17 protein-coding genes are annotated in these 13,272 nt (G+C 29.6%); 2 read left to right on the plus strand and 15 right to left on the minus strand.

Annotated elements, in window-relative coordinates:
• Positions 1-147: 147 nt before the first annotated feature.
• From PTSHG_RS09300 to PTSHG_RS06105, 15 genes are all read right to left on the minus strand, one after another.
• Complete coding sequence (locus PTSHG_RS09300) at positions 148-948, minus strand: hypothetical protein (RefSeq protein ID WP_019107995.1); 801 nt, start codon at positions 946-948, stop codon at positions 148-150.
• A complete protein-coding gene (locus tag PTSHG_RS06050) occupies positions 941-1,429 on the minus strand; it encodes a Panacea domain-containing protein (RefSeq protein WP_019107996.1) in 489 nt (162 codons plus the stop codon). The genes PTSHG_RS09300 and PTSHG_RS06050 overlap by 8 nt, the downstream gene beginning before the upstream one ends.
• 513 nt (positions 1,430-1,942) lie before the next feature.
• Complete coding sequence (locus PTSHG_RS06055) at positions 1,943-2,875, minus strand: hypothetical protein (protein ID WP_019107997.1); 933 nt, start codon at positions 2,873-2,875, stop codon at positions 1,943-1,945.
• An 81-nt stretch (positions 2,876-2,956) separates the two neighbouring features.
• Complete coding sequence (locus PTSHG_RS10300) at positions 2,957-3,094, minus strand: hypothetical protein (RefSeq protein ID WP_202898973.1); 138 nt, start codon at positions 3,092-3,094, stop codon at positions 2,957-2,959.
• Positions 3,095-3,225: 131 nt separating this feature from the next.
• Positions 3,226-3,327: a recombinase family protein gene (locus PTSHG_RS10305; RefSeq protein ID WP_148498682.1), complete on the minus strand. Its 102-nt coding sequence runs from the start codon at positions 3,325-3,327 to the stop codon at positions 3,226-3,228.
• Positions 3,328-3,554: 227 nt separating this feature from the next.
• A complete protein-coding gene (locus tag PTSHG_RS06060; protein ID WP_019107998.1) occupies positions 3,555-5,930 on the minus strand; it encodes a DUF262 domain-containing protein in 2,376 nt (791 codons plus the stop codon).
• 23 nt (positions 5,931-5,953) lie between these two features.
• A complete protein-coding gene (locus PTSHG_RS09305; protein WP_019107999.1) occupies positions 5,954-6,538 on the minus strand; it encodes a phospholipase D-like domain-containing protein in 585 nt (194 codons plus the stop codon).
• A gap of 179 nt (positions 6,539-6,717) precedes the next feature.
• Positions 6,718-6,912, minus strand: coding sequence for a helix-turn-helix domain-containing protein (locus PTSHG_RS06070; RefSeq protein WP_019108001.1), 195 nt, complete (start codon positions 6,910-6,912; stop codon positions 6,718-6,720).
• 300 nt (positions 6,913-7,212) lie between these two features.
• Positions 7,213-7,356: a hypothetical protein gene (locus PTSHG_RS09805; protein WP_019108002.1), complete on the minus strand. Its 144-nt coding sequence runs from the start codon at positions 7,354-7,356 to the stop codon at positions 7,213-7,215.
• 39 nt (positions 7,357-7,395) lie between these two features.
• Positions 7,396-7,533, minus strand: a complete 138-nt coding sequence (locus tag PTSHG_RS09975) for a hypothetical protein (RefSeq protein ID WP_010248917.1) — start codon at positions 7,531-7,533, stop codon at positions 7,396-7,398.
• Positions 7,534-7,851: 318 nt separating this feature from the next.
• Positions 7,852-9,189, minus strand: coding sequence for a sensor histidine kinase (locus PTSHG_RS06085; protein WP_019108003.1), 1,338 nt, complete (start codon positions 9,187-9,189; stop codon positions 7,852-7,854).
• The gene (locus tag PTSHG_RS06090) at positions 9,168-9,836 is read right to left on the minus strand and encodes a response regulator transcription factor (protein ID WP_019108004.1); all 669 of its coding nucleotides are present in this window, start codon (positions 9,834-9,836) and stop codon (positions 9,168-9,170) included. The genes PTSHG_RS06085 and PTSHG_RS06090 overlap by 22 nt, the downstream gene beginning before the upstream one ends.
• A gap of 4 nt (positions 9,837-9,840) precedes the next feature.
• Complete coding sequence (locus PTSHG_RS06095; protein ID WP_019108005.1) at positions 9,841-10,554, minus strand: ABC-2 family transporter permease; 714 nt, start codon at positions 10,552-10,554, stop codon at positions 9,841-9,843.
• Positions 10,547-11,308, minus strand: a complete 762-nt coding sequence (locus PTSHG_RS06100) for a lantibiotic immunity ABC transporter MutE/EpiE family permease subunit (protein WP_019108006.1) — start codon at positions 11,306-11,308, stop codon at positions 10,547-10,549. Before PTSHG_RS06100 ends, PTSHG_RS06095 begins: the two co-directional genes overlap by 8 nt.
• Positions 11,301-12,005 carry a lantibiotic protection ABC transporter ATP-binding subunit gene (locus tag PTSHG_RS06105; protein ID WP_019108007.1) on the minus strand — a complete coding sequence of 235 codons (705 nt, stop codon included), beginning with the start codon at positions 12,003-12,005 and terminating at the stop codon, positions 11,301-11,303. Before PTSHG_RS06105 ends, PTSHG_RS06100 begins: the two co-directional genes overlap by 8 nt.
• A 249-nt stretch (positions 12,006-12,254) precedes the next feature.
• On the opposite strand from PTSHG_RS06105, the gene PTSHG_RS06110 reads away from it, so the two are divergent.
• Positions 12,255-12,611: a plasmid mobilization protein gene (locus tag PTSHG_RS06110; protein ID WP_019108008.1), complete on the plus strand. Its 357-nt coding sequence runs from the start codon at positions 12,255-12,257 to the stop codon at positions 12,609-12,611.
• Between the two features lies 1 nt (position 12,612).
• Positions 12,613-13,272, plus strand: a 660-nt coding sequence (locus tag PTSHG_RS09310) for a relaxase/mobilization nuclease domain-containing protein (protein WP_019108009.1), incomplete at its 3' end; no start/stop codon positions are given.

The raw sequence follows: 13,272 nt of genomic DNA on the forward strand, positions 1-13,272 counted from the left end.
TTAGTTTATCACGGGAGGTTTTTTGCTTGAAGCTAAAGCTTATTTTCCTACAACCAGCATAGCTGGTGGTTTATTCATGCTAAAGCGTACAATGAAAAGAGAGACTCGAGTTAACGAGTCTCTCCAATATTTGACATAGAACCTATGTTATTTACCCCAAGGTAAAAATTTCGAAATAAAATTTGGAATCTGATTGGCATTGAGTATCCATGAAATCACAATAATTATAGCAATAACCAAGCACGCAATATTCAATGATCTGATATTGAACAGCTTTGCATTCTTCTCATTTATAGTAAAAATGAATTTAACTAAAATATAAATTACATTGATAAGAACAAATGCTAAAAAGTCAACAACCAACAATAATCGAAAAACACTAACCACAGAAATATTTTGCAAAACTGAGGTTGAAAATGTAATACCACCAACAAAAGCAAGTACAATTGCAGCAAAAATACCAAGTATAGAGATGTATTCTTTTTCAACACCTTTTATCTGCTTTTGCAGATTTTCTTTTGCTTCTTCAATGCTATTTGCAAAAATATTATTGGCATTTTCAATCTGATGCAGAGCCAATTGAGAATGGTCATAAATCTTCACAATAATCTTTTTACAATCTTCACTTATCCCAGTATTGTCATCAAGTGAATAAAGCAACAGTTTTTCCAAGTTTGTAGCAAGGATTCCTCTCTCAGGCATTTCTAATGAATAGACATAATTGCTTATCTCTGAATATAGAATCCTATCCAACTTATTTGTTGATGTAATATATGCAGATATGTTTTTAACTGTTTTCTGTGGGTCATACCTCTGAGTATTCATGGACAATTCCTCGCAAATTCCATTGATTTTCCTTTTAGTATTATTGAATTTTTTTGACTGCTCCAATGACATTGTTGTATTATCTGTCGTCCGGAACAATACATCCAAATTATCATCAGCCATTAAAATACTCCCTTATTGCATTGATTGTAATCTCGTTATTTTGGTATGGAACATACACGTCAATCCATGGCGATTGTCTATGAGTCAATGATACAAGATCTGTTGCCGAGTAATCTGCAAACGTGTCTATAACTTTATCAATAAGAGCTTTGTCCTCATCCCAAATGGTAGTATCCTCAAATTCAATCCGATTAGAATTCCATATATCATTTTTATCAAACATAATATATGATTCTATTGTAGGTATATCCCCACTTCCATACTGCTTATACTCATGATATGCTTCTGGCACAACAGGTCCAAAGTCCCATGCTTCAATCTTCTCATCAAAACAAGGAGTATGGTTTTTCTTTTTTGTCAGAAAATAAGCCTGAATAAAATAAAGCACTTTTTGAAGTTTTAAATTTGAAATTCCATAGTCATTCTCGTTACTATAATTAATTACATGACGACAAACATCTAAAACCTTATATATCATCATATCGCCCTCTTTCATATGTAGACCTACATTATATTACCATTATTATGTTTTTTTGTGAACTTCTTGAAAATTTTATCAATATCTATTCCTCTGTAAAGTCAACCTCTTAGTGTAGAGTAGCTTTTAAACTGCGGTCAGCTCTGACAACAATCCCAGTGCCACAACTCACGCCATCTAATCCACATCCTAAACCCTACCGTTATTTTCCAGCCATCCACATTTTCTCAGGTCCAACTAAAAATTAGATATACTCTCATATAAAGACCTGAACTTTTCGCAAGGCTTACTTGATGATAGCATCCTTACAAAAATCCTGGCAATACATTGTTTTTCTTTCTTTGTTTATCTTACCTTGGCAGCAAATAGTCCTTCACACCATTTGATACATAGGTTTTCTTGAGTTTTATTAACTTAATATTTTGTTGAAACCTCATTATTTTATTGTCAATTCTATCCACTTTAACATTGATTTTGATTAGGCTATTTTGAAAAGTTTCAATTCAATATGTTTTATTATTTATTCAAAGTAAGCTCTCCCCAACACAAATAAAATAAATCGTCTTTTTGAAGCAATAGATAAATCTTATAAATTATATTTAATATTTTTTTGTTTTCGATAACTTCAAACTTATAACTGCCATCTTTTAGTCTAGTGTCCTCTCTTATTTTCTCCATGACATAGTATTGAGCTAAATTAGCATCACACGAATGATTATTATTTTTTAAATATTCTACAGTCAATTCTTTTACTTTATCAGAATAATTTTCAATAAAGAATTTTTCAAAATCCTTATAAGATTTTTCAAATTTCCAAGATATATTCTCATCCATACCACTTGAAAAACTAGATAAGTTAAAACGAGTAGAGAGAATATCAAAGTTTGTAGTCCAATCAGTAAAGATTTTTCTTCTATGTTTTATTAGTTCTAATAGCTCCTCTTTATCGTTTTTTTTAATACAACAATTCATTTTATCTACAATTTCAAATTCTCTAAAAAGATATTCTATATAATCATATTTTAAATAAAAAGAACAACTTACATAATAATTAAGCCAATTTTTCGGATAAATAACAGGATAAGTGATACCATTTTCTATTCTTATTATTTGATTGTCTACTGATTCTAAAATTTTAGACAATACTCTTGCAGATTCTTGTGCTAACCTATATCTATCCCTTCCTTCTTTATTTATTGTGTAAAAAACTGCAAAAAATGATATAAACGTTGCTCCCATAACACCCAAAAAAGTTATTTGATTAATCGTAAAGTTTTCAGCAAAAATTATCAGGATAACTATACCTACAACGATTAATGCAAAAATAATCATTACACCTAAAAAAGAAAATGGTTTATTATTTCTTATACTATTTATAGTTTTACTCGACATAATTGATTCTAAAACTTCAACATCATTGATTTTTAATTTGTTTTTTTTATTCGCCATATAGACTCCTATCTTTTATTTAAAATAAGAAAAAACTTTTTTCTTTAAATAGCAATCTTTGTTAATATAATTTTATGTAGATCAATTTTTTGAGTTATACTTATTACTCTTTCTTTTTATCCCCCCTTCCTCAACTACAACATTTGTCCTCTTTGATTTCTCCTTTTGTACCCTATTAAAATCTTTCTCAGAGATGATTGCTTCGTGATTATCTTTTATAAGATAATAATTTTCTTTATTTACTGAATCTAATAGTTTTCAGAACCTGTATACTTTTCATTTTCTAACATGGTTTAAATACTTCTCTTTGGTCATTTGTTTTTCCTTGTTGGGGATTTTATATTTTCTTTTTAAATTTCTTTGACAATACCTATAAAACTTTTCCCATCTAAGTACCAATTAAATATTTTCCTGACTATTTTTGCTTGTAGTAAGTTTATAACCAAGACCATTTTTTTATTTCATCAATTACCTTTTGGCTGTCCGTTAGGCTCTTTATTTTTGCCCAACCATATCTGTAAATTTTGGAATTTTTTCCTTTATCTTCTTAGAAAACGCCTTAATTGTTGCGTTTATAATTTCTTTTGTTTCTTTGTTTAAAACATTTTTTGTTTCATCGGCAATCCCTTACCTAAGTGCACATTTTCTTCTTCCATTTATAGTACCTCGTTTCTATACATTATAAATGACTTCTATACCAATCAATTACGGCATCTCTATCTGAGTCAAAAAACTGTGTTGATACATAAATTTCAGCACCATTAAAATTTATGGATTTAGCTCTGTATCTCTTTTGAAGAGAATTTCCCATATTATCCGTTCTATTATTCGCAACTGCTGGATAATCCGTGGCTTTGAATAGCTTCTTCGTATATTCTTTAGTTTTTAAGCTTTCTAATTCAGCAGAATCAATTAATCCTTTATTTACCAAATCTTCTGTAAAATTATAAAAAAGTTTTGCTACCGGAATTAACCCCTCTGCCCAGGTATCTTCATTATCAATGTCAAACGGTACCTCTGATAAGGAAAAACTAAAATCATCAGTATCCAATTGCAGTTTAGAAAGCAGATCCTTTATAAAAGAGATAATTCCATTAGCTGATAAGTTTGCTTCAAAATAGATGCCGCTATTATCTATCTGCTTTGGCTTACGAATCTTTCTCTCATCATTTGAAATATAAATCCGCGTAGCATACGGAATAGAATAATCCTTTGTAGCAAGATCAATAATCGTTTCAGTATCAAGATCAAATGCAGTATTCATTGTCTTTGCTAATAAATCCGCCCAACTAGAAACCTTTGTATGCTCTCCAACAAATATCATCTCACCCGGTTTCGTATTCGAAAAATCAAAATTACTATTTACGTCAAAAGTTAACTCTGTACTTTCGTTTGTATCCGAATGAATCTCAATATACTTAAATTTTTCAATTAAGATACCTGCCAATATCTCTGCTCTATGTAAAATAGATTTTTCTGTCCATGTATCAGCAGACAGTACCTCTCTGTTGAGAATATTAGCCTTAGAATTTTGTCTGATTATCTTTTTCTTCTCTTCAAAAGCCTTAGTCCCAAGTTCACTGTTGTGACCTGTAATAGTCAAATTTCCAAGTGTATGGAGATATGTTTCATATACACGACTATAATCTGCTCCAACCTCTTTTTTCCATACTGCTGCGTTTTCCTTCTGAGGAAGAATATGTTCAATCGTCAAATTACTAACATCAATATGTTCCTTTGTCGAATTCTCAATTACAGACAAAAGATATTTACAGATGTTCTTTTTATACAACGGTCTATAGATTAGAGCTTCTCTAAATTCTTTATCAATAGGCATTCTATCATTAGCCCGGATATCATTAAGAAACATTACAAATCGTTCATAATAATTCTCGTAACTTCCATCAATTACCCTATCATAAAGTGACTTCATGAATTTTGCCATATTCTTATTAATTTCACAGGCATTTGTTCTTACAAAATAAGTAAGCAAGCATTCCAATACACTACATAATATATTCTCATCAATGTTTCCCACTTCAAAATCATCAAATATCCTAAACAACAATGGTAAAACTGTGGTCTGTTTTATCATATTAAATGCCTTTAGATATTTTGTTACTCGTGCACTATAACACTCAATTTCCCCAATAAACGCTCCATAATATTTCGATGTTCCTCTAAGAGCTGTCAGTACATCTTTATGGCTAAGTCCATTATTCTGACAGTGTTCTTTAAACAAACGATATGCATTCTTACTGTTGACGGATCCTGTTATCTGAGAGTTCAAAAAGTTGATTACAAAATCGCCAAGATTACGGTATCCAACATTTTTTTCAATTTCTAGCCAGTACTCCTCATAGAGTTCATCCTGGTTTTCATCATCCATCAACAAATAATTTCTAATCAAATCAGCAAGTGAAAGTTCCAATCCTGTAGAATTGATAGACTCAAAAATTTTCTGAGGCTCGTCCCCTTGAAGCTTATCCAAAATAATTTCTACGATTTCAAGCTTTTTTATTCCCTCTAAAATGTCGTTAAGTTCATGCCCATTGGCAACTGTCATTTCTATAAGGTTTTTGAAAATCACGTAGTTTTTATAGACATTCGAATTTCTGTCCATTTTATCTACTTTATCTTTTATAAGAAGTATCAATTGCTCGTTATCTGTTTTTACTGGTTTTAATTTTACTTTGTATTTTTCATCGCAGTGTCTGTTAAACATTACCTCTTGAACTTCATCCTCAATTCTCGCAGACACTCCTTTAGACGCATCGTAAAGAGCTTTAAGAAGAATATACATTGTTGTAATCCTCTGCTGACCATCAATGATTAAAACCTCATTCAATCCACTACCACCATTGACATCATCAATATATACAACCGTACCAGTAAAATGCTGACGATTGTTCTCTCCAGCTTTCATAATATCCTTGAACAATTTTTCACACTGTATATTAGTCCAATCATAATTTCTTTGGTACACCGGCACCTTAAATACTCGTTTGTTCTTTTCAAGTACATCTGAAAAGAGCCACATCCTGTTAGCTTTCATTTCAAAATATCTCCTACATATACTTACTTTTGGTTATAAAGCTGCATGAATTGTGTTGCAAACTTTGCTACGATTTCATGATCCAGTGCAGTTGCCAAAGTTTCTTCATTATAGTTAGCAGTAGATGTCCAGTTATATGATCTATGCATAACATAATCCATATCTATTATGCAAAACTTATCATGTATTCGGTTATATTCCAAAGCTCCCCTTTGAGGAATTACAACCATATCAAATCCGCTATCTTTCAATTTAGATATCATTATACTATTAGAATCTTCCTTAGATAGAATAATACGTATATTCAATCCCTGGTTCTTTTTTATAAAGAGTTCCTTGTAAATGCTTTCGTTTGAAAACCATGCTACAGCAACCCATATTATGAATTTAGCATCTCTTATCTCTTGTATTACTTTGTCTTCTATTTCATCAAATACCAAATCATGTTCAGATATTTTCTCTGGTGTATCAATTATCTGTGGACGTATTTCAACATGATGTAACGCATAATCATCTGATTCCTCATATACATACTCCACCAATTCCTCTAAAATTTTCTCATTTTCTTCTGCTACTTCTAATAAAGGAACCGGAACTCGTAGTTCCACAACCTCCCAATGTTAGTATGAACGTCCATGATTTGCAAAAGCATATTGCAGAACAACATTTACTCTTGCTCTCCATAACAATCTCATCAGTTGGTCTCTTGTTTCAATTGTTCTATATTTTTTATCATATTTTAATACTTCTATCAGAATCTTAATAAAAGCATCTCTAATCATTAATATTACCCATTCTTTTTAATATGTTTTCCGCTCTTAATTCTTTGGTCATTTGGCTTTTCTGCATCTGCTGGAATCGCCCAATATGATCCTATCTTTGTAGCACTAAGTATACGCCCCTCTTTACAAAGAACCTGTATTCTTCTCCTGGTAATCCCCCATTTTTCTGATGTTTGTCTTATTGATAAATATTCCAGCATAATCTCTCCATAAATAATTTTGCATTTACACTCACTAACAATAGTATATTCAAAACTACGAACAAAATCAATTCGCACATATAACAAAAAGGTAGAGATTTATCCTGCCAAATATAGTCTTCCTTATCGTTCAATATCAATCTCTACTTTTGCCCTAAAACAAATTGTGAACTTGTCCTAATACACCTTTATTTGCTCGATGTATTTTCTGACCATGCTATCATCGTATTTCGTCAGTTTTTGCTTTGCATCTTGAAGGAAATCAGCCAACTCTGCAATTCACTTTTTTACACCCTCTGTCTATGCCCTTCGTATCAAAAGTTTCTGTTTTTTGTTTCTCAAAACATCTACCTCATCGGCAAATTCCGTATAATCTTTCTTAACGTGGGCAAGCTTTACCAATTCCTTTTGATTTTCTTCTAGAATACCATGCAGCCTTTCCATTTTGTATCTTTCTACAGTGTTATTATATCACAAGAACAATTACTTTCTATCCATCTTCTTATAATCATTTTCTATTCTATTTTTTATTTTTGTATATTCCTTATCATTAATTAATTTAAGATCATAAAGTCTACATAACATAGCAACTCTCATACTATAAACCTTTATTGCTTGCATTTTACCTCCTATGTAAGTTGATTTTTTTACCTATGTAAGTGGCTTGAATTTGAAATATACTAATCTCACCTAATCAAAGTCAATAATATTTACACTTCAAAGTATTTTGATTTTTATAGAAAGATGACAAAATATTCCTCACTTTATAAAGTGAAATTTGCTCTCTTTGGTAACCAGAATTTTTATTTTTCTATAGTATTTTTGAGTTTCAATGATTAATTTGAACATAAAAATAGGACTTATGCTCTAAGGCATAAATCCTCTAAAATGAAAGAAACTATTTCTAATAATAATTATATTTAATTTTTTAAAATATTCTTACTTTTTAAATACCATTTTTACTTCAGCACCATTACCTTGATCATCATAATTATTTAGTAACAATTGCCCCTTGTTAATTTCAAGTATTTTAGTAACAATTGAAAGTCCCAAACCATGTATAATATTATCATACATTTTCGTTGATACAAATTTTTCTCTTACATCATAAAGAATATCATTATTAAATCCATTGCCTTGATCCCTGATGACAATTGTATAGTCATCTATATCATCATAAAAGCCGATAAATATAGTAGAACCCACTGGAGAGTTCTCAATTGCATTATTTACTAAATTTTGTATCGCAATAGAAATTGCACTTTTATCTAGTTTAATATTACTTGCATCATACGAAAGAATTGATATACTAAAACCTTTAAGTTTACAAATACTATTCACAATTTTTAACCAATAATCTAAAACTTCTTTTGATACAACCTCATTTGGAGATTCCATCAAATCAGAAAATTCATTTAGTTTTTTTAAAAAAGATTCCAATCTCTCCACACCATTTAGAGCATCTTCTGCTCTTTCAAGAACATTTTCCTGATCTTCTTTTAATAATTCAATATTCCCTTTGATTAAAGTAATCGGAGTCCTTACATCATGAATAATCGATTCAATCATCTCTTTTTGTGTCATCTGCATATTCCATTGTTTTTCTAATGATTCTTTTAAGCTCCTTGCCATTCTATCTATCGAATCCAATACTCCCGAAATTTCTGTATAATCAGAATGCTCTATTTCAAATTCTAATTGTAATTTTTCAATATTATAATTAGCCTTGGATATCTTTTTAATTTCACTCCTTAATTCCCTAGTCAAATTACTTATTAAATAAATAAATCCGATTAGCCATAGACAAAACATGCTTATAAAAAATACCAATTCAAAATTTCTAATTATTTTATACACATTTGGATTGGAAGGTATAGCACTAATTTTATATTTTATGATCAAATCTTTATTACCATTTTTAAAAGCCTTAAATACATCTGAACCTATTATTTGATCCTTTGAAGATTTTCCTTTTTGTAATGCCTCACTTATTTTTTGATTGTAGCGTTCATCGATCGTATTTTGTATAATTTCTCCATTATCTCTTAATTGATATTCATAAAAAAATGGTATTTTATCAATTTCCCAATTTTCTTTTAGAAATTCATATTTCACTGTATCCGAATTCATTTCAGCATAATTTGCAGGATATACTACCCTATTGTTAATTAAGACGTATAGAAGCACATAGGAGAATAAAATCATAAATAGTAAAAAAAACAATTCTAAAATGGCAAATTTACTAATTAAATAGGTTAAACTTTTTTTACTTCCCATTGGTACCCTACTCCCCAAATAGTTTTAACTGGATCTATATGAAATCCAGCAAATTTTTCTCTTATTTTTTTTATTCTTTCCGTAATAGAAGTTGAGCTATCACCTTCAGCATCATATCCATAAATTGTTGTATAAATCTTTTCTTTAGTAAAAACCTGGTTTCTATTTTTTAAAAGTAGTTCACATATTTCATATTCACTTTTGGTAAGAATAATTTCATTTTCCTTAAAATATATTTTTTTAGACAACAAGTCACAAGAAATTGGATAATCAATTATTCTACTGTGCTTATCTCTATTTTCTCTTCTAAGATGTGCTGCAACTCTCGCCCTTATTTCATATACAGAAAATGGCTTTGTAACATAATCATCTGCCCCTAGGGCAAACCCCTCTATCTTATCCTTTTCGAAACTTTTAGCCGTCAACAAGATAATCGGTAAATCTATCAATTCTCTATATCGTGATAAGAACTCAAACCCATCCATTTTATCCATCATGACATCAAGAATAATCAAATTATATTTAGATAGCTGTTCCGGAACAACTTTTTCAGCTGAATCACAAAGGTCAACATTATATTCTTTTTTAAAAGTCAACTCTAAAAGTCGCAATAAATCTTTATCATCATCTATGATTAATAGGTTCATTCTACTACTCCATTTTATTAATTCCATCCCATCTATTATACCAATTATTAAATACGCCTATAAAAACTACAGTAATGATTACTGATAATGTTAAAAACACCAAAATAACATGACTTGTAACTTCATGACTTGTATAAGCAAAAATAAGTTTTATCGGCCAAACAAAAGGTAATAAATACCAAATATTACCGCCTAATTCTGTAGTACCTAACAAAATACCTGATAATGTTAAAAAAACTCCGATTAGTATACTACCAGAAAAACCTAATTTCAAACTTAAAAATTGATAAACAGGAATCATTGGTATCAGCATAATTGTACCAATCAAGGAGCATAAAACTGTACTTATATAATTAAACTCAACTTTTCCAAACCCTATTAATATCATTACCAAGATAGATATAAATTCAATTATAAATAGTAATATAGAGATAGAAAAGAATATTTTTTTCCTACTAATCCCAGTCCTTAAATCATTTGCAAAGTTTCCAGCTACCTTATCAACTTCATATATCATTGGGATATAAAAACTTATCGAAAAATTCGCTAAAATTATATATATGCAAAAAAACACTTCCATTTCCTTTCCGATTAATCCTTTTGAATTTATCGCATAGATACCATAAATCAAAGAAAATAGAATTGGACATAAAAAAGTTATAAGTCTTACTGGTGTCCTTCTACTTCTAAGCCAATAGGATGATATTATATTATACAAAGCACTTACTCCTTTTGTTTTTAATTAAAAGATTTAATGTTAACACAACTGCATAGACAGCAATACTTAAAAACAATCCTAAGTATGTTGTCTCCATATTCATTAGTTCAGAGCCATTCTCAAGAAAAGTGCCATTTGGATGTACTCCAACAACTGGGCTAAGCATTCGCAAGTTATATGACCATGGAAATAAAATCCAACTATTTGTTGCCGCTATCACAGCTGATGGAAATGTCAGCACAAAATTCAACAATATAAGAATAGCTTTCTTTTTTACAAATCCATATATCAAAAAAGATAAAGCAACTACTGGCAAACTTCCAATAAAAAGGCAAATAGTAGCCATAATTAATTGACTTAGCAATATTTTTTTACCCAGAAAAAATGTAGCAACAGTAAATATTAACATTGTCGATACTACTATAATAGTAAACAATTCAGCTGCAATAATAATATTTTTTGCCAATTTCATTTTTGCAAAACTTAAATTTTTACTTTTTTGTAAAACAATATGCTCTCTTTTTTCTTTACCGCTTATATTCACAACTAGTAAGCTCAAAACTATTGGGAGAATTAAAAATGGATACCAATTAAAAGAAGTTGCCAATATATAACTTTTTCCCTCTGGGCTCTTCCCCATCAAAGTAACCATAGCTATATTAAATAGAACAAAAATTATAGGCACAATTACTCCCAATTTAAAGTTAGCAGATCTTTTTTCTTTCATTAACTCTGTTTTAATATAACTAATCATTATTTTTTATATCCTTTTTTATCATTTCTAAAAATAGCTTCTCCAAATCAATCTCATCTGAGTTATTAGCTTCATAAATGAGATGTCCATTATTAATAATTCCTATCTTATCTGCTATCTGCTCTATCTCACTCAAAATATGACTTGAAATAATTACTGTAATTCCTTTTTTAGAAAACTCTTTTATCAATTCTCTTAATTCTTGGATTCCCAAAGGATCCAATCCATTTGTTGGTTCATCAAGTATTAATAATTCAGGATTATTTATAAGCGCCATTGCGATTCCAAGTCTTTGTTTCATACCTAATGAAAAATTTCTTGCCAATTTTTTATTTGTGTTTTCTAAACCAACTATTTTTAACACATAGTCAATTCTTCTTTTGTCAATATTTAATAATACTGTTAAAACTTCTAGGTTTTCATATGCTGTTAAATTTGGATAGATAGCAGGATGCTCTATGATATCTCCAACTTTTTTTAAATCTTCTGTACACATGCTTTTTCCTTCAAAAAAAATATCCCCCGATGTACAATTCATAACTTTAGTGATCATCTTTAGTAGTGTTGATTTTCCTGCACCGTTTGGTCCTAATAATCCATATATCTTTCCTTTTTCTACTTTAATTGATACATTTTCAAGTATCATTTGTTCTTTGATTTTCTTTGTTAAATTTCTTGTTTCAAGCATAATTTCCATATATTATTCCTCCATTTCTTATGTAATCAATTCTAACAATAAAAAATAACCAAATTATAATTACGGTATTTTTTGAAAAAAATATATAAACTTTAAAAGGAGCTTTGAAAGAAGCAAGCACAGTAAGTGTACGGACACTTACGAAAAAATTAATGGAGCAGACCTTTACGAAATGCTCTATTTTTTTTATTTTTACCTTGTTAGGGAGAACCCTAAGACCCCGAAATATATTTTATAAAGGAGAATAAAATGGCAAATAGATTTAGAAATGAAAGAATAGAAATAAAACTTACTAAAGAAGAAAAAGAAATTTTCGAGAAGAAAATGAAACTTGCAAATTGCAAAACAATGTCCCACTTTCTTAGGAAATGTGTATTGGAAAAAGAGATTTATGTCGTAGATTTAGAACCATTTAGAAATTTACAATGGCTGCTTTCAAATGCACCAAATAATATAAACCAGATTGCAAAAGCTACTAATACAACTGGTGTTATTTACAAAAATGAAATTGAATCTATGAATAATCAGATAGAAAAATTATCAAGAGAAATATGGCAGATCCATTCCCTACTTCTTAATAAATCAAGAGAAAGTTCTGGTGATTAGTATGGCAATTACAAAAATACATCCTATAAAATCAACTCTAAATTTGGCAATAGATTACATTACTAAGAGTAAAAAAACTTATGAAAAAATCTTAGTGTCTTCATTCAAATGTCATCCATCTACTGCCCATATTCAATTTATGAAAACACGAGAAGACAATGATACTAAAGGTACAGTTTTGGCTAGGCATTTAATCCAATCTTTTCTACCAGGAGAAGTTGATCCTATAAAAGCTCACGAAATTGGAAGGGAATTATGTAAGAAAATTTTAAATGAAGATTATGAATTTGTTCTTGCAACTCATATAGATAGAGGACATATCCATAACCATATTATTTTTAATAATGTTAATTACAAGACTGGTAAATGCTACCAATCTAATAAAAAATCTTATCATAAAATCAGGTTTCAAAGTGATGAGTTATGTAAAGAAAATAAGCTTTCAGTCATTGATGAATATTATGAAGCTTACAAAAGAAAATATAAAACTGCTGGTAAATCTTGGTACGAATATGACCAAAACAAGAAAGGAAATTCTTGGAAATCTAAACTGCAATTTGATATAGATAGAATGATTAATAAGTCTAAATCGTGGGAAGAGTTTTTAGAAAATATGGAATCTCTTGATTATGAAATTAAGTTTGGTAAACACATTGCTTTT

It is taken from the genome of Peptoniphilus senegalensis JC140 (assembly GCF_000321025.1).
Classification (GTDB): Bacteria; Bacillota; Clostridia; order Tissierellales; family Peptoniphilaceae; genus Peptoniphilus_A; species Peptoniphilus_A senegalensis.